Origin of the sequence: Pseudoalteromonas sp. (assembly GCF_018402495.1) — a bacterium.
GTDB lineage: Bacteria > Pseudomonadota > Gammaproteobacteria > Enterobacterales > Alteromonadaceae > Pseudoalteromonas.
In genome coordinates this window covers 33642-58956 of record NZ_JAGYIU010000003.1, presented here as the reverse complement: position 1 = coordinate 58956, position 25315 = coordinate 33642, and the positions used below count along the sequence as shown (strand labels likewise).

Annotated in this window: 13 protein-coding genes and 1 CRISPR repeat array; of the genes, 3 read left to right on the top strand and 10 right to left on the bottom strand. The window is 38.2% G+C overall.

The window, feature by feature from the left end:
• Nucleotides 1–20: 20 nt before the first annotated feature.
• The 3 genes from KG708_RS10120 to KG708_RS10110 are packed head-to-tail and all read right to left on the bottom strand — an operon-like array spanning nucleotide 21 to nucleotide 4308.
• The gene (locus KG708_RS10120; RefSeq protein ID WP_213609463.1) at nucleotides 21–2777 is read right to left on the bottom strand and encodes an ATP-binding protein; all 2757 of its coding nucleotides are present in this window, start codon (nucleotides 2775–2777) and stop codon (nucleotides 21–23) included.
• Nucleotides 2774–3364: a cysteine hydrolase gene (locus KG708_RS10115; protein WP_213609461.1), complete on the bottom strand. Its 591-nt coding sequence runs from the start codon at nucleotides 3362–3364 to the stop codon at nucleotides 2774–2776. The genes KG708_RS10120 and KG708_RS10115 overlap by 4 nt, the downstream gene beginning before the upstream one ends.
• 17 nt (nucleotides 3365–3381) lie before the next feature.
• A complete protein-coding gene (locus KG708_RS10110; RefSeq protein WP_213609459.1) occupies nucleotides 3382–4308 on the bottom strand; it encodes a response regulator in 927 nt (308 codons plus the stop codon).
• Between the two features lie 819 nt (nucleotides 4309–5127).
• Here KG708_RS10110 and KG708_RS10105 point away from each other — a divergent pair.
• Nucleotides 5128–5685, top strand: coding sequence for a TMEM165/GDT1 family protein (locus KG708_RS10105; RefSeq protein WP_213609457.1), 558 nt, complete (start codon nucleotides 5128–5130; stop codon nucleotides 5683–5685).
• 105 nt (nucleotides 5686–5790) lie between these two features.
• Here the strand turns inward: KG708_RS10105 and KG708_RS10100 are convergent, their stop codons facing one another.
• The 3 genes from KG708_RS10100 to KG708_RS10090 all read right to left on the bottom strand — a co-directional run bounded on the left by KG708_RS10100 (nucleotide 5791) and on the right by KG708_RS10090 (nucleotide 8812).
• Complete coding sequence (locus KG708_RS10100; protein ID WP_213609455.1) at nucleotides 5791–6315, bottom strand: DUF6436 domain-containing protein; 525 nt, start codon at nucleotides 6313–6315, stop codon at nucleotides 5791–5793.
• Nucleotides 6299–7765, bottom strand: a complete 1467-nt coding sequence (locus tag KG708_RS10095; protein ID WP_213609452.1) for a methyl-accepting chemotaxis protein — start codon at nucleotides 7763–7765, stop codon at nucleotides 6299–6301. The genes KG708_RS10100 and KG708_RS10095 overlap by 17 nt, the downstream gene beginning before the upstream one ends.
• A gap of 492 nt (nucleotides 7766–8257) precedes the next feature.
• Nucleotides 8258–8812 carry an isochorismatase family protein gene (locus tag KG708_RS10090; protein ID WP_213609450.1) on the bottom strand — a complete coding sequence of 185 codons (555 nt, stop codon included), beginning with the start codon at nucleotides 8810–8812 and terminating at the stop codon, nucleotides 8258–8260.
• A 159-nt stretch (nucleotides 8813–8971) separates the two neighbouring features.
• On the opposite strand from KG708_RS10090, the gene KG708_RS10085 reads away from it, so the two are divergent.
• On the top strand, nucleotides 8972–13468 hold the full coding sequence (locus KG708_RS10085) for an EAL domain-containing protein (RefSeq protein ID WP_301003377.1): 4497 nt from the start codon (nucleotides 8972–8974) through the stop codon (nucleotides 13466–13468).
• A gap of 48 nt (nucleotides 13469–13516) precedes the next feature.
• On the opposite strand, the gene KG708_RS10080 is transcribed toward KG708_RS10085, so the two are convergent.
• Entirely contained in the window at nucleotides 13517–14410 is an 894-nt protein-coding gene (locus KG708_RS10080; protein ID WP_213609448.1) for a cation diffusion facilitator family transporter, read from the bottom strand.
• 241 nt (nucleotides 14411–14651) lie between these two features.
• Here KG708_RS10080 and KG708_RS10075 point away from each other — a divergent pair, with 241 nt between their 5' ends.
• Nucleotides 14652–16064, top strand: coding sequence for a diguanylate cyclase (locus tag KG708_RS10075; RefSeq protein WP_213610197.1), 1413 nt, complete (start codon nucleotides 14652–14654; stop codon nucleotides 16062–16064).
• A 556-nt stretch (nucleotides 16065–16620) separates the two neighbouring features.
• A CRISPR array of direct repeats spans nucleotides 16621–22348; the repeat unit is 28 nt; unit sequence TTTCTAAGCTGCCTGTGCGGCAGTGAAC.
• A 130-nt stretch (nucleotides 22349–22478) separates the two neighbouring features.
• Here KG708_RS10075 and cas6f read toward each other — a convergent pair.
• Genes cas6f through cas7fv form a run of 3 tightly spaced genes read right to left on the bottom strand, consistent with a single transcriptional unit; the run spans nucleotide 22479 to nucleotide 25313 of the window.
• Nucleotides 22479–23030, bottom strand: coding sequence for a type I-F CRISPR-associated endoribonuclease Cas6/Csy4 (gene cas6f / locus KG708_RS10070; RefSeq protein WP_213609446.1), 552 nt, complete (start codon nucleotides 23028–23030; stop codon nucleotides 22479–22481).
• Between the two features lie 8 nt (nucleotides 23031–23038).
• Nucleotides 23039–24310 carry a type I-Fv CRISPR-associated protein Cas5fv gene (gene cas5fv, locus KG708_RS10065; protein WP_213609444.1) on the bottom strand — a complete coding sequence of 424 codons (1272 nt, stop codon included), beginning with the start codon at nucleotides 24308–24310 and terminating at the stop codon, nucleotides 23039–23041.
• Between the two features lies 1 nt (nucleotide 24311).
• Entirely contained in the window at nucleotides 24312–25313 is a 1002-nt protein-coding gene (cas7fv, locus tag KG708_RS10060; protein WP_213609442.1) for a type I-Fv CRISPR-associated protein Cas7fv, read from the bottom strand.
• Nucleotides 25314–25315 lie beyond the last annotated feature (2 nt).

Below are 25315 nucleotides of genomic sequence, written 5' to 3'. Positions count from 1 at the left end.
TTTGCAAATTGCGAATCATTTTACGAATACAAATGAGATTTCACCCACAAATTAACTTGCTGCATTCTTTCTAGGCGGGTACCGTAAGTGTGACTTTGTTTTAAATACTTATCGAGTACACGTACTAATTCAGAAAATACAATTGGCTTGGCAATGTAATCGTTCATACCTGCTTCAATGTAACGCTCTTTATCTCCATCTAATGCATTTGCAGTTAACGCAACAATGGGTAATTGCTCTTTTGTAAAACTAGCTCTTAGCCTTATAGATGCTTCTATCCCTCCCATATTCGGCATTTGTATATCCATAAATATAAATTGGAAAGCACGCTTATTAATTTGACTTAGGCATTGCACGCCGTCATGTGCAAAGTGTACATTGCAGTTTAACTTCTCTAAATACTTGCCAATCACGAGTCGATTATTAGCATTGTCTTCCACAACTAATACATCAGCCTTAAAATAATCACGTAGAGAAAATTTTTCATCCTGAGTTGCTAAAGGTGTAATAAAGTTAAAACCAAAATTAATGAGAACATCTAAAAATAAACGCTGAGCATTTATTAATAGCTTAACATCAATAGGTCCTTTTACACACTGTATTGCTTGAATATTGTGATATTGTTGTGCTGTTTGATTACTGGGATTAATTAATAAGATAGGCACGCCAAGCAAGTAACTATCATAAAAATGCTTGTGCGCAATAAGCTGATTTGACTCACTCAATATAATTCGATCAACTTGGCTATTAACATGCTCTAACTCATCTATATTCTGATATTCAAAAACGGAACAACCCATTCTTCGCAAAGTGTTTGCTAATGAAGTTACAATATCTTTATCTATACCGACACTATGAAAACAATAATTGTTTTTCTTTTGAGGACAAGGCGTTACTGCTTGAGTTAATGGTAAGCTCAATATAAATTTACTGCCTAAGCCAAGCTCGGATTCAACCTCAATGGTCCCCTTCATGGCATCACATATTTGTTTACATATTGCTAAGCCCAAGCCACTTCCGCCATACTTCCTGGTCGTTGAGCTATCCCCCTGTGCAAATGGCTTAAATAAATGTTCAATACGTTCTTTACGAATCCCAACACCGGTATCCTTTATCGAAATAACTAATATTTCTTCAGTGTTATAACTTACTGATACCTTAATTTTTCCCTCTGGAGTAAACTTTATTGCATTAGAAATAATATTAAGAAGTAACTGTCTTACTCGCTGTTTATCACCCAAAAAGTAAATAGGACTATACTGAGAAATATCTGCAATTAAAGTAAGCCCTTTGTCATAAATTGACGATTCAACAATACTGAACACTTCACTAATACATTCTTCAATACTGAACTCATCGCTTTGCAGCTCGATGCAGTGCTCTTCATTACGTGAAAATAAAAGTACGTCGTCTAGAATACCTAAAAGTGCTTCACCACTCGTACTTATTAATTTATTAAATAAATATTGTTCACGAGTTAATCCGGTATCATTTAGCAGCTCGGAAGAGCCTAAAATAGCATTGAGTGGGGTTCTTATTTCATGACTTATATTGGCTATAAACCTAGATTTTGCCTGATTTAGCTCTTCTGCCTTATGTTTTTGCCTATTTAACAATTCATTATTTCTAACTCGTTTATCTATATCTATAAGGCTAACGGCAATTTCTTTTTTATAAGGCGAAATTTCACTTTCATAGATCTCAAAATGAGATTCATACCACCTAGGTCCTTTTTGGCTTCTCAACAATAAATCTTTTTGTAATGACGCTTTACTAGAGCCAAGCACTTGATTAAATTCGTCTAGAGAGTCAGCAGAAACAAAGCTTAAAAAGCTATCTGAGTCTTCACCTTTAAAATGTAAATACCAGCTCTCACTTGCATATAAAATACTGCCTTCAACAGATAATCTTAAAATAGGCTCTTGAATAAAATTAGTCACAAATTTGTAGTTTCTTTCAATTTCCTTTACTTTGAATTTAGCCTCCATTTTAGCTGTGATATCGGTTTCAATGGCAACAATATTTTTTATTCTATCCTCTTCAAATACAAAAAATGCATCTATATTAACCCAAAATGGCTCCCCGGACTTTTTATAATTAATGATATCAATATTGAAGTTTTTATTTTTTTTTAATGAGTCAGCCATCACTTTAAGTTCTTTTTTGGCTGTTTTAGGGCCATGCAAAAAGTCTTTCGGCTTTTTCCCTATCACTTCATCAAGCCGATACTCGGTGAGTAACTCAAAACTATTATTAACCCACTCAATTTTTCCGTAGGGATCAGTAATTACAACACTATTTTTTGTGTGTTTCGCAACTAGAGACAACCTTTCAGCAAGTTCATTTTTTTGAGTCAATCGCAGTTGCTCTTTTATCATGTGCTCGATACTAAATAATGAGCCTATAAAACCATCTTGTGATCTTACTAATGACAACTGGTACCAACATGAACTACCGTCATTTTTTGTAACTATGACATGTTCTGATATAGATGACCCTAACTGTAACTTTTTTGCATCTTGATAAATTTGAAAGTGAGGTGAATAAATAAACTGCAATAAATGCTGATTTTTAACTTGTGGAGTTGAATAGCCTAAATCTTGTTTCCATGCATTATTAAAATATTTAATAATAAACTCTTCATTTAATTCGAATACACACTCTTTAAGTATTGAAACAAACTCTTTTTGCTTTTGGTGAAATTGTGCTGCTTTCTCTAACAAAGCATATTGAATTTGTAATTGAAGCTCTTCATTTATTGTTGAGTCTTTTTTCATAATTTTATGATCACATCATGTGAATCAATCACATTAGCATAAAGTGGAAATACATTTTCACAGTAAAATTGCTGCTCAAAAGGCGTTCTGCTTGAAGTACAATCAGTTAAAACAGTTACATTAAAACCTTTTTCATGAGCTGACCGGCCAGTTGAGTCAATACAAATAGACGTCACTGTGCCGGACAGTACAATATGATCAATATTTAATTTTCTTAAAAAGTTTTCTAACTTAGTATTAGAAAAAGCATTTAACCCTCTTTTACCAGGTATTGTAGTAATAATATGACTCAGTGCTTTTATTTGATCTATTTCTTGTGCGCCAAAAGTCCCCTCTTTAAATGCGCCTGCCTCTTTTATTGCGCTCAAAATACCAACGGGGTTAATCAGCTCACTATAGTCATTTGTAAAGCAAATAGGTGTACTTATAATAGCCTTGAACTTGTCGCCATGGGATTCAATTAGCTTAAAGGTGTTATCTAGTACACCGGTTATATGCGAACTTTCATTAATAAGAGGGTTAAGAATACCTTGCTTTGAAAAGTAGTCATTTTGGAAACCAATTAACAATAACGCTGAATTAGCCATATTTACTCCTACAGGTTTTATAAAACATCAAACTTTTTTTGTTTACTAATTTCAAGTAGCTTTTGTAATTTTAACTTAGTCACAGGCTTATCTAAGTGGATATCTGCACCTTTATTAATAAAGCCATCTACTTCTTTTTTGTTAGTAACACCTGATAAAATTGCCTTTAATGATTTTGAATTCAAATTATTACTTTTCATATTAAAGAAGACATCACTTCCAAACATTTCAGGCATTTTTTCATCTAAAATAATCACATCAAAATCTTCTTTTTGACAAATAGCTAGCGCTTGCATTCCATTTTCAGCAGTTGTTACATGCGCACCTATATTTTCAATCATGGCTTTGGTGGTTAGTAAGCTTACAGTACTGTCATCAGCCAACAACACGTTTAACATAGAACTAGATAAGGAACTTATGACGGTTTGAATCTCGCTATCCAAAAAAGGATAAAAAGCATAATAATCAGCATGAAAATCTGCGTTTAGTTTGGTGTTAACGGGTATGATATTAACCACATTGAGTTTATTAGAGTTCATATCAACCCATTGCCATTTCCAATCTTGTCCGCTGTAGGCTTGGTTACAATTTAATTCTAAAACTTCAATTAATTCATCGACTGTTTCTACCTCACATTGTTGTTGAGATTCCACCGCAGAATAAGGAGACACAAACTCACATTCTTCATCAAAATTAAAAATAACAATGGAGTTTATTTTAAGAACAAGGCTATTATTTTTCTTTACCAGACATAAATGCCCTCTTATATCTTTTTTGTGAGCATTAACTAGAGCTTCACTTAAACCGGGCAATAATTTTTCTAGTTTAGATGGGTGAAGTAAACATTGATGGTATCCAGATAAATTTTTAATATAAAAAAAACTGGGTAATATTATCTTTTGCTCTGCAATTATATTCCTAATTACATCAAATATATTAAGCATATGTGCCCTTACAAATATGGACGATCTAGGTAAATACTACTCGATAATATTATTATTTCTGGAATCAAACTTTAACAAAACTATTTCAGCCTATTCCAGTGTAATTCTTTTTGAATTAGCTTAAGTAAAAACCGTTTAAAATATTGTAGAACTCTTATCATCAAAAATGTTGTACAGTTAATTTATAGTATTATTTTTATAATTTGCACATTAAAAAGTTTTAAAACTCGGTTTTTAGAATAAGATTTGTTCAAAATAGGAGCGGTTTAGTCGCCAGGTTTGTAATCGAGTAGGCTTAGACTAAATAAAAACCGAGCAAAACTGCCGCGCCCTACTCTCTTTCCTAAAATCCAAGCACACTACTTACAAATTCAATCTCGGAAAATGAGTCTCTAGCCATATGAACTCACTCAATATAGCACCAACACTTAAGCCAACTGCCATAGTCATGTTTTAATACCTTAACCCCTATAAAGGCCTAGCTAGCTTTTATTTTTATGGTTTTTATCCGTTTGCTATACGACTAAATCGATGTATGAAAAGGTTTAATGCTAGTCAACAAAACAAAAACATAGCCTAAACTTAAAAAGCTATCGTTACATATTTACCTGCTTTAAACTTTATGGAATAATTGCCATCCTCTTAGGGGAGTAGCCCGCTCAGTAATGAGTAAACTTATCAACATAATTGCACCTCATGTGCATGGTAAGTTTGTAATGTTGTAGCAAGCGTTATCGGCGAGACCTAGGCAGACACTATCCTCATGGCGGGAGATAGCTGTTTGCCTTGGTTTAGTATTCCCGCCTGAAGATTATATTAATGGATATTTTTCTAACCTCTACCGTCACTGTTGCCCTTGCTGAAATAGGCGATAAAACGCAGCTTTTATCATTACTATTAGCCGCTCGCTTTCATAATAAAATAGCGCTTATTTTAGGCATTTTTGCAGCCACAATTATCAATCATGGTTTATCGGCATGGTTTGGTGATTGGTTAAGCGGGAACTTTGCGGTTGAATACTTACCTTGGATAGTCAATATAAGCTTTATTGTGGTAGGGCTGTGGTTGCTTATTCCAGATAAAGATGAAGAAGTGAGCCATAAATACGATCGTTATGGTGCATTTTTGGTCGCTTTAATCCTGTTTTTTATTGCTGAAATTGGCGATAAAACCCAAATAGCTACCGTATTGCTCGGCGCGCAATATCAGTCTGTTCTGTGGGTAACAATTGGTACAACTGTGGGTATGCTAATCGCTAATGTGCCTGTTATTTATGCCGGTAAGGCGTTACTAAAAAGAATTCCATTAAATACCGTAAGAGCAATTGCAGCCAGTGTTTTTGTACTATTGGGTATTTATGGTTTAGTGACTATGTAGTGATTAAATAGCGTTTACATCACCCTTTAATTGTTAAATAATAAAAAGCGCTTACCTACTTTTTACAAGTTAGTTGTAAGCGCTTTTTATATAAGGGTATATGATTTATGCGTTATTTACACAATAACAGCCTTTTGTATCCGCTATTAATAATGATGAGTTAAATCCGGCCTGTAAGTTACTAATAACGGTTTCCACAAAGCCACTACCTTGAGAGCATGCCAGCCCTTCAGATAAAGGCCCTGCATAAACAAACTCACCATTTTTATCGATTAAAACGGCGGCGGGTGTCGCAGGTATCACCGACTTTAACTCGTTATTTAATGTAAAAGTTTGTACCTCAACGCCTTGGTCTGTAGCAAAGCGTTGCAGGGCTGATAGATGAGGCTGTGCCTGAATTGTGCAACCGCAATTTTCTTGCGTGATAATCACAAGTTGCGCACTGTCTTTGTTTTGCCACAGTACTTGGTTTTTAAATTGCGAAAACCAGTTTTGTTTTTTAAGCATATTACCCTCATCAAAGGGCTTTAGCTGCCCTAGCTGAAAGTAAACAAGTGCCGACACAACAAAAACAAGCCATATACAAATTAAGCTAATGGTGAAATAACGAGACTTACTTAAATTTTGCAATACTTTGCTCTAATACATCAATACTTACGTCTATCAGCTGCACTTTAGCCGTTAACTGCTCAACTATTTTAGTCTCTTGATACTGATTTTGGCGCATTTGATCTGTGCTCATTGCTATTTGCTCTGTATTTCCAGCCTGCTCGGCAACCACTTGAGCTACTGAGTTAGTGCTGGCAGATACCGCTTGAATTTGATCACTCATTGACGAAATATTCTCTTTCATCGTTGCGCTTATTTTTGTTAAATCAACCACAAATTCTACACATTGATTCATCGATTGAGTTGACGTGCGACTATTATTTACCAGATCAGTAAGCGTAGACGCTATTTTGGTTGTTGTTGCTTGGCTGCTATTTGCAAGCGAGCGTACTTCATCGGCAACAACAGCAAACCCTCGGCCATGCTCACCCGCTCGTGCGGCCTCTATTGCAGCATTAAGGGCTAATAAATTAGTTTGGTCGGCAATGCCTGAAATTTCATTGAGTAAACTAGTAATAACATCACCAGCTGCCACTAAGTGGCTTAGCTGCTCTTCAGTGTTTGTTAACAAGGTGAGTAGCTCGGTGCTTTTTCTGTCGGTTTGTAATACTTCTTCAAGCGCAACATTGGCTGATTCAGTAATGCTATTAACTTGTTGTTTTAGTGTATCGCTTTCTTGTTCAACTAACTTGAACCCATGCGCCACTTGTGAGCCTGAATTAGCAATATCATCTGTTTGGGCATTTCGTCGCCGCGCACTACTGTTCAACTCATCATGAACATGAATAAGCTCCTTAGAGTTACTTTTCAAAGAGTCTGACTGAACTTGAACCTGCTTTATTATATCTGATAAGTACTCAAGCAAAGTATTAAAACCAACAACCGCTTTGCTTGTTGTATCATCTGCCCGCATAGAAATCTTTATTTGATTAGGGTCTTGCATTATTTGCTCTGTGGCATAGCTTAACGATAAACCCGCACGGCGTTCTCGCTTTAATGTAACGGCAATAAAACCGGCTACAAGCGCTTCCACAATGGCATACGCTGCGTGAATAAGCACTGTTGAAAAAGCAAGGCGGTCTGGATCGAAGACATAAAACCCAGTATTTTGAGTCTGCAGGTAGTAAAAAGATAAATGGTGTATAGCTACAAACACAATAGCGGTAATAAACACTCGCCACTCTATGAACATTATTAGCATGGCTAAGAAAATGAATATTTCGAAATGCACTTCAATAAGCCCATAAGCCTGTTGAATATGCAAAAATGAAAACATCATAATAGCAGCGGCTACCACGTGCGGTGTAATTTTACTTTCGGGTTGGGTTTTTAATAACCAAATAGGAAGCAAGCACAAGGGCAAGCCGACCAGAAATGCCTCTGTTAATGTATCAAAATAAAGGCCTATACCAATAGACTCTACAAATAATAAACAGAATATGATTGTAAACAATCGACTCACACTAGACATAAAAACCTTAATTAATTTTGTAATAAATTAAACACGCTTATTGTTGGGGTCTGTTGACCTTTGCGGATTACAATTTGTTCAAACTAGGAGCGGTTTAATCGCCCCAAGAGGTTTGTAATCGAGTGGGCTCGATAACTGCTCCTGCGTTATTCTACTGGCTTACATCCCTGTAAGAATAAGAAAAACCGAGCAAAGCGTGTGCGTCCTGCTCACGCCCCGTACCACCATCCATGGTGGCAACAAAGAGTAAATCGCTCCTAGGCAGAACCCAAAGGGCAGCGCCTGTTTGGCATTGATGCTGCGTTATCGCCTATTTATGGGAAATAACCACACAACATAGGCTCTGCCTTGCCTAAATACCAAACAGACTGCTGCAAATTCAACCTTGAAAGGTCAACAGACCCTAGTATAACCTACAACAACTCGCAATTTTTTATCTTAAATCAAACTAAAAATGATTGTGCTGCTTGATTTAAAAATGTTTTTAGTGCGCTACTTAACTATTGATAGTATTTGTTTAAAAGTAGACGTCCCTGCTTTTTTTGTCCATTGAAATATTATTGTTTCTGCACATGATATTACTGCACCGGCTTGACGAAGCTGCTCAACTGCAATGGCTTTGTGCTCGGCATTTCTTGAAGCTATTGCATCCGTAGCAACAGTTACTGCATAACCTTGTTGTAGTAAATCTAAACATGTTTGTAATACACAAACATGTGCTTCTGTACCAATAACAACCACATGAGAGCGCTGTAATTGCGAAAGAGTATCTAAAAATCCCTCTTCGGCGCAGGCACTAAAATTTATTTTTTCAACATACTGTGCATTAGGTAACGCAGACTGTATGTTCTCATCACTTTCACCTAGTCCTTTTTTATAATGTTCTGTAATTAATGAAGGTATTTGATGAATAGTGCTTGCTTTTGCTAACTGCAGAGCACAAGCAAGTGTTTCGTTAAACGAAACAATTGCAGGTGCTAGCTTACTTTGTAAGTCGATAATTAAAAGTATGCATTGCTCTGCTTTAATATTTTCTGAGTAGTTCATGCTACGTCCTTACGTTATGGGCACGGTACCTTGTAACACGCCAATAAATCGAAACAAATAATTTACATTTGATGCTTTTTGTAATTTTTAAATTAAACTCATGTTATATTACACCGTTATTTAATACCAACCTTGTCAGTTTAAAAAGGGTAAGAACTTTTGAGTAAACTTTTCTGTATTGTTTTTATGTTTTTATTAGTTTGCATACCACACGCTTTTGCTACGCAAACCTATTCAGAACAGTTACAACGTATATCCAAAAACGAGCAATTGGCGCAAAGCTTTGTAGTAAAATCAGTACAAGATGATATTGGCTATGTATGGATTGCTACAACTCAAGGTTTATTTCGATTCGACGGCTATCAAGTTACACCTTACGAAAGCCAAACCGGTTTAAAAAACAACTACATTATTTATATTTACAAAACCAACGACGGAAAAATACTAGTAAGCACACAATTTGCTGGTAGCTATTTAATTAACCCAAATAACTTACACGCTGAGCAAATATATTCAGGTCATTTGAACCAAAATAAAGAAAAATTTTCCCCTATATCTGCTGTTAGTGAACAAGCGGAGTATTTTTATTGTTCTATTGATTCACACGTTTACCGTTTTAATAAAAAAACAAAAAAGAAAACACTCACAATTTCTCTACCAGATGAAAGTATGTTTGTGCGTACATTGTCACTCTACCAAAACACCTTATACATTGGCGCTGACCATGGTCTGTATGTTTATAACTTTGCCAATAACGACCTCCAACAAATAACACTTAACGATACTCAAGAAGTTACTAACGATAGTAACAACGTAAAATTTTTATCGATTGATCATGAACTTGGCTTGTTAGTTGGTACGGTTGAAGGGATGTATCGGATTGCTTTAGATGAAAATAAAAATATAAACCCTGCTGCGCTATCAACACTTATTAGTGATTATAATATTTGGGATTATGTGAACACACCGTATGGTGAGTTTATTGCCACAGAAAGTGGGTTATTTGAATTCGATAGAAAAAACACAAGCATTAGCCCTATTTTAAACTTCAAAGATAGTAACTACAACGTAACAGAGAACACTATCAACGATATTATGTATGATGAGTCGGGTTTACTTTGGTTAGGCTCTAGAACACATGGAATATTTACTTGGGCAGCACAAACAAAGAAATTTAAAAAAATCACTCTACCTAAAAATAATATTGTAAATATTATTCATCAAGATAAAGAACAACTACTTTGGATAGGCACGGACGATGGGCTTGTTCGTTATGACTCAAAAACCCAAAAGAGTGACTTATATTTACAATCTAAAGATAGCAAAGCGGTCTATGGCCTATCGGCTATAGGTGATATTTTTCCTGCATATGACAAAGGCGACAACTATCTGTGGCTAGCTACTTTTTCCGGGCTCGATCTCTTTAATAAAAAAACAGCTACATTTGAAAAAAACAAATACATTACTCAGTACAAGCTAAACACCGACTATACGTTTGGCATTGCACAAGTTGCACCCGATATATTTGCTTACATTAACAATGATAACTTTTATATATTTAATGGTAACACTGGCGAAAACCGAGTTATTAATGGACTAAAAGAGCAGGTATCGCCTATGCTTGCATATACGTTCCATAGCCCCTCTAACGCTTTCCCTGGCGATCTACTTTTAAGTACTTCTGACACGTTTTACCGATACAACGAAGCAACTGGCACTTTAACGCCTATTTTTAAATCTAAAATAGCAAAAAATAATCTTTACTATACGGTAGAAAATTATTATTACGATGCCAAACGAAAGCTACTTTGGTTAGCCACCACTCAAGAAGGGTTAATTGCCGTTAACGCTGAAACATACGAGCAAGTACATACTTTTAATAAAAATAACTCATTAAATACTAACTCCATATTTGAACTTATTAATGACAATGACTTTTTATGGATTAGTTCTGATAATGGACTCTCTAGACTTAATTTAGATACGCTTAACATCACCACGTACACAATAAAAGATGGCTTAAGTAACAATCACTTTACAGCACTAGCAGCATTAAGGTTACATAACAACGAGTTAGCGTTTGGTAACCGTAGCGGCGTGCTAATGTTTGACCCAGAGCAATTTGATAATGAACAGCGAAAAATCAATAATAACTTAGCAATTACAGATATTAGTTTGTTTTCACAAACGCTTGATTACACGCCAGTAAAATATAGTAATGACTCGTTGATGCTAAAACACGACGACATGGGTTTAACAGTTCGGTTTTCTAATTTTGATTATAAAAATATTGATAAAACCGCCTATAAAGTTGAGCTTACAGGCCCAACGTCACTAAGCTATAACGACTTAAGATCTAATGAGGTGTTTTTTACAAAATTACAACCTGGTGATTATGTATTATCAGTATCAACTCAGCAGCGTAATGGAGTGATTACTAGCGACCCTGTTAAGCTTAGATTTAGCGTGGCCTACGCCCCTTGGCAATCGCCTATTGCTTATGCATGCTACTTTGTTGCTACTATAGTGATTTTATTTTTGTTTTTCTGGCAGTATCGAAGTCGAAAAGTTGCAATTGAACAAGCTCATCGCGCCGCAATTTACTCTAAAACCCAAACAGACTTAGCGCTAAAAAGTAATAAAAGCGGTATATGGAACTATAGCTTTGCAGATAGCTCTGTAAATACAGATAGAGGAGTAGAGCTTGGCTACCATAATTTACCGGAGCGTGTCGATATAAGCAGTTTTTTTAATATTATGCACCCTGATGAGCGCCGAAGATTACAAAGTAAATGGAATACCTTTATAACACAAACCCAACATAACCATTGGCAAGCCACTTATAGATTAAGACACAAAGACGGGCACTGGTTATGGTTTCATGACTTAGGACAAACTATTTATAACGAAGATACCAAAGAGCCCCTTTATGTATCTGGTATCTTTACTAATATCACTGAGCAGCTAGCAAACGAACAACAAGCAAAAATATTAGGCGAAGCATTTAGCCAAATAAATGACTACTTACTTATTTTAGACGAAAATTTAATACCTTTTTCAGCTAATAATAGCTTTATGGATGTGTTCTCTGACAAAGGTGAAAAGGGTGTTGTAAATTCAAAACTATTTATTAATGCCCTTGGTCGGACTAAATGCAAAGAATTTGCGATAATTTTAAAAACACTCAAACCAAAAGAGAATTGGCGCACAAATGCTTATGTAAAAACTACAAAAGCAAAAAAACACCCGATTCATTTAAGTGTAACAGCTATTGCCGACGAAAAAGATAAAGTAAGTTACTATGTTATTGTTATTACAGATTTAACAGAGCAAAAACGTGCTGAAAATGAGTTGCGATACCTTGCCAATTACGATGCGTTAACAGGTTTACCAAATCGTAGTTTAATGAATCAAAAAATCGAAAATGCCATTACAAGCGCCGCTAAAAACGATTCGCAATGCGCTGTTATATTTATAGATTTAGATAAATTTAAACCCGTAAATGACTCCTTTGGTCATGCTGTAGGTGACAAACTGCTGTGTAATATCACCGAGCGAGTGAGCAAATACTTAGGTGATAACGCTTCATTTGGCCGCCAAAGTGGTGATGAATTTTTAGTGTTAATTGAAAACGTTACCTCAATGGCCTCTTTACAACACATCCTCAACGAAATGAGTAAGGAGCTAGCCAACAAGGTTATTATTGAAGACTTTGCAATTAATATATCAGCCAGTATTGGTATTGCATTATACCCCTACGACGCAACATCGACCGATGTCCTCATACGGAACGCAGATATTGCCATGATGCATGCTAAACAAGCAGGCCGAAACGGGTTTCAGTTTTTTAATGAAGAAATGAATGAGCAAATAAAACAAAAGCTTATTCTTGAAAATGACTTAAAAGACGCCACTAAAGATAACCAGCTATTTAATCACTACCAACCCATTGTTAACACACAAGATAAAACAATAAGCGGGGTTGAATTGCTAATGCGCTGGGAAAATCAAGGCAAAACGATTTCTCCTGCTATGTTTATACCTATTGCTGAAGAAACAGGCCTAATTGATTTATTAACTGAGCAAGCATTACAGCGTGCAATTACCGAGCTTGCCCCAATTCTAAAAATTAACCCGCTGTTTTATATATCACTGAACCTATCACCAAAACACATTTTAAAAGCCAACATAGCACAAAAATTTAGCTCAATACTTGAAAAAGCAAATATAAAACCGCAACAAATACGCTTAGAAATTACAGAAAGCACACTGCTAGAAGATAAATACAAGGCAGCAAAACAACTAAAAAGTTTACAAGCTGCGGGGTTTAAACTATTTCTTGATGATTTTGGCACAGGGTATTCATCACTCACATACTTAAGCCAATTTCCAATTAACGTAATAAAAATAGATCAAAGCTTTGTTAATAGTATTGGTGTTGATAAAGGTAATGAGTCTATTATTAAAACAATTCACTCACTTGCTGAAAACTTAGACTTGTATTGTATTGCTGAAGGAGTAGAAACCCGTGAACAGATTGAATTTTTACGTAATATAGGCTGCTATAAACAGCAAGGCTACTACTTCGCTCGCCCTATGAGTGCCAGCGATTTAGTGAGCCCAGAGTGCTTTGAAAAAATTATTGATATGATATAAACCTGAAGCAAAAAAGCAACTTAGTTAAGTCGCTTTTGTATCAATGCGTTAATGTATGTGCTTACATTCATAACTTTCAATTTGTAACACACTATCATTCACATTAAATTTATCGGCAAGCAATTTTATTACCTTTAAGCGACACTCTTCATCATGTTTTTCTATGGTGCAGTGCTGTTTAAGCACTACATGCGCCCCGACTATCACTTTTTTATTTTTGCGAACAACCGTCACATTATGCACATTTGCGACATGCTCCACAGTGGTTATTTCTGTTTCAATATCGGCCACTTCAGGTAGCTTCGCCTTGTTTGAACGCAACCCCTTTATACAGCTTATAATAACCTTAATACCGGTAAACAACACAAAGGACGCAATAAGCATACTCGACAAAATATCAATCACATTCCAGCCTGTTATGTAAATTAGTACGCCCGCCGCAAAAGTAGACACCGTTGATATTAAATCAAAAAATGAGTGCAAAAATACCGCATACACATTAATACTTGCCTTTCGGCCCTTATAAAGTACCCATGCCGCCGCACCATGAAATAAAAAACCAATAGCTGCAATCACCGACATTAAGTAACTATTGATAGCATGAGAATGACCTTGATTATGCTCGATAAAGCGCTCAGCCCCTTCAAACAAAATAACAAGGCTTATAACTAAATACAGTACCCCATTAATAAGCCCACCAATTAACTCCGCTTTTTGATGACCATCGTTATACGTTTTAGCCAAATGAATCGCAAAACTAGAGGCAATTAAAGCAATAAACAAAGAGCTATTGTGAACAAATAAATGACCCGCATCAGCAAGAACGGCAAGCGAATTTGCATAATATGCACCCACTAATTGAATAATCATGAACGAACAGGTAATGGCAAGTGCGATTAACAAACGACGACGAGAAGCATGATGTGTGGTTATTTCTGTCATGAAATATAATAAACCTTCACTAAAAACAAAGTAAGCTTATAGAATAAAGCTAATGAGAAAACACGTAATGATATACAATCACAATTGTAATACGTCGCTCAATTAAACGCACTAAAAACTTAGTAAAATACAAAAAACTGTACTAGATTTGATGTATAAAAAAGAATAATTAATTCATAAATATAGTTATTTTTCATATTGTAATGCGGAGAAATCAGTGGGCCATAACATAACAAAAATAATGCGACACGTTTTTAATAGTATTACATTAGCTGTTATTGTTTATGATAATAAAGCAGATAGCTATATTATAAACTCTTATGCTAAGCACTTGCTTGCAATAGATAATAATAGCAATACCATAACAAAAGCGGCATTAAGTAATATCACCTTACTTGACTCGAAAACCAATACCTTTATAGCTATTTCACAGCTGTTTTTAGCAGATCATAGCTCTTCTATCTTATTAAAACACCACCACCAAACCACCCTTTTAAACGTTACACGTACTGTATTTTGTGATGATTTAATCATGCTTACCCTAGAGCATAGCAACATTGGCAGTAGTGAAGAATACAACTTTGATAAAATAATCTCTGAAATTTCCGCCGAACTCATTGATATTCAAAATGATAACATAGATCAGCAAATTGATTTTGCTTTAAAAGCCATTGGCACTGTTTGTAAGGCAGACAGAAGCTACTTATTTGAATTTAACGCTAATAACCAAACCTTAACCAACACACATGAATGGGTAAACACCGGAATTACGAGTTATAAAAACAGACTACAAAATGTACCTAAATCTGAGCTCCCCTATTTTTTTGATGTTATGAATTTAACTCATGTATTTCAAGTGAATGATATTACACAACTACCCGCTGAGGCCCAATCAGAAAAAACTGAATTTGAAATACAAAATATTAAATCGGTTTTATGCATTGGCCTACGTTTTGATAACGAGCTTGTCGGGTTTATTGGCTGCGACTGCGTTAAGCAACAACGTCAGTGGAGCGACATTGACCTGATCAGAATAAAATTAGTGGGTGAAATTATTAACAACGCACTCAAAAACATAAAATACAAACAAAAACTTCATGATGCACAACAACAACTGATCAACGCAAATACAAAACTCAATCAATTAGCAAATACCGACGGGCTAACTAATATTGCAAATCGTCGCTACTTCGACAAAGTACTAAAAAGTGAACTTAAACGATGCGCCCGTCAAAAAAAGCCTATAAGCCTTATTATGTGTGACATCGACTTTTTTAAACATTACAACGACTTTTACGGCCATCAGAAAGGCGACGATGTCCTAAAAACCGTAGCAAATGCACTTAAAAATTTATGCAAACGCGAAGGCGACCTAGCTGCGCGCTACGGCGGAGAAGAATTTGCACTCATACTGCCCTTGGTAGATGCAGAGCGCTGCAGCGAATTTGCACATCTAGTTCAACAAAAAATAGCCTCATTAGACATAGCCCACGAATACTCCCCCATAGCCTCATCACTGACACTCAGCTTTGGTTGTTATAGCTGCATACCTAACTCAACAACCCAAGCAGAAGAAATGATAAACAACGCAGACAAAGCCCTATACCAAGCAAAAAACGCCAACCGCAACCAAATAAACGTTTATACCACCTAAGCCACCCACCCTGTAGGTCGTGCTTTAGCGCGTAATGTATTTTATGAAAGGCAGTGAACGAGGTTAAATTAACATCGGCGTTTGAATCCATCCATGGAGCTTGGTCACATCGGTCATTGCCTAAATGGATTTAGGTACTTAGATTTTGTCGGGAACAAAAAATCTGCCATAACCTCACTTCCTCAGGCTGCCCATGCGGCAGTAAATTTTAATACCGTCGAATTCGACGGTTTTAAAAATTTCTAAGCTGCCTGTGCGGCAGTGAACGTGGTTAAATTAACATCGGCGTTTGAATCCATCCATGGAGCTTGGTTACATCGGTCATTGCCTAAATGGATTTAGGTACTTAGATTTTGTCGGGAACAAAAAATCTGCCATGACCTCACTTCCTCAGGCTGCGAAACTTTGTTTCGGTCCATCGTCACCTAAGCTGCCTGTGCGGCAGTGAACTTTGTTAAATTAATATCGGTGTTTGAATCCATCCATGGAGCTTGGTTACATCGGTCATCCATGACCTCACTTCCTCAGGCTGCGAAACTTCGTTTCGGTCCATCGTCACCTAAGCTGCCTGTGCGGCAGTGAACGCAAGACGCCGATGTTATTATATTTCCTTACATTTCTAAGCTGCCTGTGCGGCAGTGAACTGCCGTACTCGTTCTGGTACCGCTCTATCTAATTTCTAAGCTGCCTGTGCGGCAGTGAACATTATAGGTAGCGTGGTATGATTGCTCGAACTTTTCTAAGCTGCCTGTGCGGCAGTGAACAAAAATTACGAAAACTACATCAAAATATTTGATTTCTAAGCTGCCTGTGCGGCAGTGAACCAAAACAGGTAACGCAAGCTACTGTTAACAATTTTCTAAGCTGCCTGTGCGGCAGTGAACGATATACAAATTGATCAACTGTCTGAACTGATTTTCTAAGCTGCCTGTGCGGCAGTGAACTGGTTTGGATTGTCGTTTAATTTAAAGCTGGTTTTCTAAGCTGCCTGTGCGGCAGTGAACGCCCTCTTCTAATTTTGATAGCTCGCCAGTGCTTTCTAAGCTGCCTGTGCGGCAGTGAACTAGGTGTGAGGTCTGCACCATGATTTATTTAATTTCTAAGCTGCCTGTGCGGCAGTGAACAATCAGTATTGATTCTTGGTTTAGATGAAAACTTTCTAAGCTGCCTGTGCGGCAGTGAACAAACTAGGAAAAGCCTAATGCCACAAGAGACATTTCTAAGCTGCCTGTGCGGCAGTGAACATAATTTGGCACACATGAAAGTGGGCGATGAATTTCTAAGCTGCCTGTGCGGCAGTGAACTATCAAGACCCCTTTTTGATGTTGACTTGTGCTTTCTAAGCTGCCTGTGCGGCAGTGAACTCCAGCGGATGCCGCAGAACGTGCATCTACTTTTTCTAAGCTGCCTGTGCGGCAGTGAACTATTCCGCTTATTGCACACGGTAACTGATAGCTTTCTAAGCTGCCTGTGCGGCAGTGAACTTGGCAAGGCCACAAAAATAACAGTTATAAATTTTCTAAGCTGCCTGTGCGGCAGTGAACACGAAAGTCCATATTTCGGTAGCTGGGATGGTTTTCTAAGCTGCCTGTGCGGCAGTGAACTTAGATTTTTTAGTTCCGCACTTAAATCCCTATTTCTAAGCTGCCTGTGCGGCAGTGAACATATGCTACTACTGCCACCTGTAGTGCTTTCATTTCTAAGCTGCCTGTGCGGCAGTGAACAAGACACAGGGTAATATCAATTAACTAAATAATTTCTAAGCTGCCTGTGCGGCAGTGAACAGCAGCTTAAAAGCGTTATCGAAGATCCAAACTTTCTAAGCTGCCTGTGCGGCAGTGAACTGAGTGATGATAGATACCTAGTCTATATGGATTTTCTAAGCTGCCTGTGCGGCAGTGAACATGCAAAATATCAAGCGAGCGCTGGAGCTAACTTTCTAAGCTGCCTGTGCGGCAGTGAACTGCTTCTGGTTACTGTATCACTAATTGTTACATTTCTAAGCTGCCTGTGCGGCAGTGAACCTTGTTTTGTATAATTGTATCTTAGCAAAATATTTCTAAGCTGCCTGTGCGGCAGTGAACGATAGGCATGATATTAATGACACTCGAATTATTTTCTAAGCTGCCTGTGCGGCAGTGAACATACATTTACTAGGGATGAACTTCTAATGCTATTTCTAAGCTGCCTGTGCGGCAGTGAACGATATGCAGTTCCTTGAAGCTTGCGTTCTTGATTTCTAAGCTGCCTGTGCGGCAGTGAACGTAAGTTGAGATACCTTGTTGATTACCTTTAATTTCTAAGCTGCCTGTGCGGCAGTGAACACAGAACTATATCAGATGGAATTACAGTAGCATTTCTAAGCTGCCTGTGCGGCAGTGAACTCGATTCATTAGTTCAGTCTGGAGAACTTAAATTTCTAAGCTGCCTGTGCGGCAGTGAACAAAAAGGCCGTAAAGTTTATGCTAGGCTTAACTTTCTAAGCTGCCTGTGCGGCAGTGAACATAGATGACGTAACATGGAGAAAAGTAGAAAATTTCTAAGCTGCCTGTGCGGCAGTGAACGATTTTACGTAATTTACGACGCCAGAAAATAGTTTCTAAGCTGCCTGTGCGGCAGTGAACTTTTCTATCTCAATTGCTGACCCTGTGACTATTTTCTAAGCTGCCTGTGCGGCAGTGAACAGATATTGCATTTGAGTACGAAGATGCTAATGTTTCTAAGCTGCCTGTGCGGCAGTGAACTTACTGAACACGCACTCGATCTGGTTTGTAATTTTCTAAGCTGCCTGTGCGGCAGTGAACATTTTTTGAAATTTTGTTTTCACTGTTTTATTTTTCTAAGCTGCCTGTGCGGCAGTGAACATTGCCGCTTAAATCGACTGCTTCAAGTAAACTTTCTAAGCTGCCTGTGCGGCAGTGAACTTATGGGGAAGCAATAACCCCATTAGCTAATATTTCTAAGCTGCCTGTGCGGCAGTGAACTCCGAGTTTACCAAAACTTCAAACATGTTAGCTTTCTAAGCTGCCTGTGCGGCAGTGAACTAGCGCCTTCAATATTCATAATTTCTCCAATATTTCTAAGCTGCCTGTGCGGCAGTGAACTTTATTGCGCAGGCCAACAAGCTTAGTTAATATTTCTAAGCTGCCTGTGCGGCAGTGAACTTTCAAACCTTGGCGCCACGGCTACCAATATTTTTCTAAGCTGCCTGTGCGGCAGTGAACGGCTGGCAGTTACTTACCTCGGTTTAGCATATTTTCTAAGCTGCCTGTGCGGCAGTGAACTTGCAATAATCAAGACTCAAATAAAGCTGGACTTTCTAAGCTGCCTGTGCGGCAGTGAACAAGGTCAAGATAAGTCAAATGGCCTACTTACTTTTCTAAGCTGCCTGTGCGGCAGTGAACTATGTTTTGATTTGGTCAGGATATATAAGAAATTTCTAAGCTGCCTGTGCGGCAGTGAACGCAACACTGTTTATTTTCAAATTTCGGGTGAATTTCTAAGCTGCCTGTGCGGCAGTGAACACAAAGAACCATCAGGATTTGGTGTTTCTATTTTTCTAAGCTGCCTGTGCGGCAGTGAACTTAGTGGGTGATGTTATCCGCCAAGGCGTGATTTTCTAAGCTGCCTGTGCGGCAGTGAACGGCGATGATGACGCCACACCACCCACCCATGATTTCTAAGCTGCCTGTGCGGCAGTGAACGCGAACACTGAAATTAACAGCCCTGTAATAAATTTCTAAGCTGCCTGTGCGGCAGTGAACTCTATCGTGATTTTCCGCTGGTTTATACCAGCTTTCTAAGCTGCCTGTGCGGCAGTGAACAGCAAAGAGCTCGCTGTACAAATCGATTTTGTTTTCTAAGCTGCCTGTGCGGCAGTGAACGTCTGCCAACACTTTATTATCCATTACCAGATTTTCTAAGCTGCCTGTGCGGCAGTGAACATTACTGATCCCAAATTTGGTGCTGACGACGATTTCTAAGCTGCCTGTGCGGCAGTGAACCGCAGTGCAAATGCGTTTTCACTCACGTTAGCTTTCTAAGCTGCCTGTGCGGCAGTGAACAATGCTGTAGGCTGAAATCGCTCGCTGATAATTTTCTAAGCTGCCTGTGCGGCAGTGAACTTACTGTCTAGGCTGCTTATTTGCAGTAAACATTTCTAAGCTGCCTGTGCGGCAGTGAACGTGCAGGTTCGTTGGTCAAAAAAGAGAACTCATTTCTAAGCTGCCTGTGCGGCAGTGAACACGACGCAGCTTTAGCAACAACTGGTTCATTATTTCTAAGCTGCCTGTGCGGCAGTGAACCTTGTTGCGTTCGGCAAGCTTGCAGAAATAATTTTCTAAGCTGCCTGTGCGGCAGTGAACTCACATTGTTGCAAGATGTTTATTTTAGCAATTTTCTAAGCTGCCTGTGCGGCAGTGAACCTGGTGGTGCTTCATCAAATACACCTATCTTTTTTCTAAGCTGCCTGTGCGGCAGTGAACATCCAGCATCAAGTTTATCGACGATATATTCATTTCTAAGCTGCCTGTGCGGCAGTGAACACAAACCAACCCCAGAACCACCACCTGACGGCTTTCTAAGCTGCCTGTGCGGCAGTGAACCTCCCGAGGTTAGTTATTACGCATCAGCAATATTTCTAAGCTGCCTGTGCGGCAGTGAACAACGGGAAAAAGGTGTAGTGTAAACGGGCAGTTTTCTAAGCTGCCTGTGCGGCAGTGAACACGACTTTTTAACTTGTGACTCTCCAAAGATATTTCTAAGCTGCCTGTGCGGCAGTGAACTTAATCGATAACCCTGACCACATACCCTTTATTTTCTAAGCTGCCTGTGCGGCAGTGAACCACCACCAGAGAAGGGAACGCCGCCCGTCATATTTCTAAGCTGCCTGTGCGGCAGTGAACCTTGTAATTACCTTTTAAGCTGTAGTCCATGATTTCTAAGCTGCCTGTGCGGCAGTGAACAGTTAAATTTGCTAATCCAAACCATGACGTTTTTTCTAAGCTGCCTGTGCGGCAGTGAACTTGTCTTTATACGCATTGCACCAGTTATAAATTTTCTAAGCTGCCTGTGCGGCAGTGAACGTTAAAATGGCGGGTCGTTAGGGTTTTGCTGTTTTCTAAGCTGCCTGTGCGGCAGTGAACAATACAGATAGCTAGCGCTGACACGCTAATTATTTCTAAGCTGCCTGTGCGGCAGTGAACATGGCTTTTCAGGTCAAATGATAATGCTTGACTTTCTAAGCTGCCTGTGCGGCAGTGAACAGTGGCCACTGGCGCTAACAATCTCAACTGTATTTCTAAGCTGCCTGTGCGGCAGTGAACTTAATAAATATACGGCGGGTACGCTTGTTGGCTTTCTAAGCTGCCTGTGCGGCAGTGAACTTAGATTCTGAGACAATGAGTGACACGCTTGATTTCTAAGCTGCCTGTGCGGCAGTGAACTACAAAGAAACCTAACGGGATGAGTATTTCATTTTCTAAGCTGCCTGTGCGGCAGTGAACTATTTTGTTGGTGCATGGTGAGTTTCCTTTTTTTTCTAAGCTGCCTGTGCGGCAGTGAACGCGCCCAGACGGCAAAATATTTGTCGGCAGTTTTTCTAAGCTGCCTGTGCGGCAGTGAACGATGCAACGATTGCCAGTTGCGCCGAGTTTGCTTTCTAAGCTGCCTGTGCGGCAGTGAACTGTGTACGACATGGTCGGCAATGTGTGGGAATTTTCTAAGCTGCCTGTGCGGCAGTGAACAATTAGATTCAATAGCAGCTTTCACTTTTAGATTTCTAAGCTGCCTGTGCGGCAGTGAACAACAGATTTAGAGTAAGCGAGGGTGGCAGAAATTTCTAAGCTGCCTGTGCGGCAGTGAACGTTACTGTTGGCTCTAGCTCACTAATGATTAATTTCTAAGCTGCCTGTGCGGCAGTGAACCTCATGCCTGATTAGCCTCTGATTGTTCATGTTTTCTAAGCTGCCTGTGCGGCAGTGAACGTGCCATGTGCCAGTAACAACACTGCGCGATTTTTCTAAGCTGCCTGTGCGGCAGTGAACCGCAGCCAAGGAATGTTTTATCAATAGCTAGATTTCTAAGCTGCCTGTGCGGCAGTGAACCGATTAGCAACGCTGTAGATAGTTTAGACTTATTTCTAAGCTGCCTGTGCGGCAGTGAACAGCGTGGCGAGCAGTACGACTCAAGCGGAACATTTCTAAGCTGCCTGTGCGGCAGTGAACTCAAAGGCGTTTACAATAGGATTTCAATTAGTTTTCTAAGCTGCCTGTGCGGCAGTGAACAACAGTTTATCAGCAAAAAAATATGTTACAACAGGTTGTTAGGGTAAATATGCTAATTTTACCTTGTAAAAAACGACCTATTGTAACTTACTGTTTTTATATCATATTTTTAAAGAGCAAAAATAAAGGGTTAGAACCACGGTATTGTGGCGGTATTACTTAAACCATAAGTGTTGAACGTACCGCTATTTGGTTTGTCTTTAATCTCACTAAACGCAAAAAATTTTCGGTGAACCTGCTCTGTTGAACTGCTGAACAAATCTAAATAAGGATTATCAAAGCCTTGACTTAACATTTTCACCTTGTATCGTTTTTCACCCTCTTTGTCGATACTACCTCTAGCAATCAAGCGCCTTAGTTTTGCTTTACTTAAATTACTTCTTTTTTCAGAAACAACGCGATACTGGGTATTTTCAGGGACAGATAAAATATTACTTTGTTGACAATAACCACTTAATGGCCCTAACCAATTTAAACCTTGAAAGTCATTCAGCAAACTTGCGTCACCGTGAATACGAAATACCTTACCGAGTTTTAAATGCGCTTTTGGGAAACTAATACCTATTTGATTTGTTTTTAAATGAACAAGCGCTTTATGAAACTTTGTAAATACTTTACTGCTAAGCTCTGCTTCTCGCATTTCAGCATCAGGTTTTAGTTGTAGTTCAATATAAGAATCCATACTTCCTCCTAAACTCGAATATTTGAAACATAAGCAAGCCCTTTTTTACCTAGGTAAAAACTCGACACACCAGCATTTTCAATGAGCGTTTTTATTTCTTGGGCTCGACTCATGTTATTGAAATAAAGCCCTCTCGCCTGAGAATCTAACTGCAACTCAATTTCCAAAAAACCAGATTGCTTTTTAATATTGCAAGGAGTGCCTACAGCTTTTTTGCGGCCTCCAGTCATTGCATTGAGCCAGTCCCTCACACCATTAAAACCACGCTTGGAAAACCCCTGTATTTGAAGTTCACGTTTAGCATTAATCATGAAGCCTAGGTCACACCCTTCATCTATTAATCTCTGTGCTTGCAAATATAAAGCGACAGCATATAACCGATACGGATATAACACACCATCCTTCCAATACTCAATATCAGGATATGCACCCAATATTAAAGCAATAGCTTTATTAAGCTTCTCTTGAGTAATCAAACACTCATCAACAGTACCTAAGCTTTCCAATTGCTTACTAATTCCTGTTAAATTATTCTCAAATTGCTCAATCTTATTTTTATATACCAATCTCTGCTTCTCTGTTTTAGGAGGTGCTGCTACAAATTTATTTTTGTAATCAGATTCTTTACCACTCTCAACAACTAATTTTTTTTCTAAATTGATTCGCTGTAGCATCACTCGTTCAGCACTAAACCAAGGAGAACCTATATCACCTTTTATGTCAGTTATTTCATCTAATCTTGAAAGTAAATTAATTGGCTTAGAATATCCAAACCCACCATTTATTAATGAGTTTGGTTTTCCAGATAAAATAAATTCCAACAAATCTTTTTTATTCAAATACAAAACAGACCAGAATTGAGGAGCTATTTTAGAAGAGAACCAAGGATTATCATCTGAGATAACGCCTAAAAAGTTACCTTGAGAACACCTATCATCCGATTTATTCGTTAAATAAACCAATTCATTTGCTGCTTCTGTTTTTGTTTCTTTAAATGAAATGCATGATTCAATATCTGAAAAATAAAAATTATTAGAATTTCTTGCTTGGTATAGCTTCCGTTGATCACCTATGAGCCGAGACAAAACACCTAATACTGTACTCTCGCTGGTATGTGATTCTTTCTGCCCCTGAGCTTTTGAAGTGGCAACAAATTTCTGCATATAACCTGTATCACTTGAGGTGTTGGTTTTACTATTTACTTTTTCAATTGGTTTTTTATCATCATCCCCAAGAAAGCTCATATGCCAACATGAGTCGTATTCTATTAATATGCGCATACTATTTACCCTCATAATAGACCGCGTATTCTTTTCCTTTTTCTGGATTTACCTTTTCGGGTGAATGTTTGATGCGCAGCATATCTTTTCCAACACCGTCGTTATAATCCACAGATACATCCTCTACAAACATATACCCTTTAGCTTGCTTTATATTTAAATCTCTAATTAGATCAACCATTTCGTTAACTAAAACATCAATTGCATCATCATTTAATAAAATCCCTTGCTCGCCCTCATCAAAAATTGAACCTCTGCGAACATAGTTTTCATGGTAAGTGGCCAATGCATTTTCTCGCCCTAAGGTTTCTTGAAGATACTTCGTTAATGCTTTCGCAACCTCTCTACCTTCAGAATGGTTATTAACAATATACGCCTGACGACCAAAGTCAGCGCAAAGAGGAATGAACTGAAGCTGTTCTATGCTAATTGAACCATAAGCAATGTACTCAGTATCACCAAAGGTAGTCTTTGAAAAAATAGAGTTACTTGATTCTTTGCCATCTTTATTTTCTTTTTTCTCTTTACTGCCAGACTGCCCCATTTGCTCATAATTACCGTTACCTAACTGATCAACAAAATCAGTTAACAATAAAGGGCTTGTTCGTTTATTTTCATTTTTTGGGATAACATAGCCACGTAACAACCCAACTAGTGAGCAAAGTAGCTTTATTGGTTGTTTTAATAACTCAGGTGATTGAAGATTGTAAGGTTCACATCGAAATAGGTGGTGACGAATACAATTTTGACTTATGTAGAGTTTAACTTTACTAAAATCCACACTACTTGGATGCTGGTACGATTTTGGAGAACCATCCTCCCAGAAATCTTTAATATTGCTATACCCTCGCAATTTAGGCATGTTGTGGTTACTTACTTTAGTCGGCTTTGATGCACCATCCTTCCAGAACTCAAGCTGGGGAGAGCCATTCCAATTAACTACACCATGACCAATTGCTTTAATTTTAAAATCAACACTTTTAATTCCAGTTACTTTTTCCATGA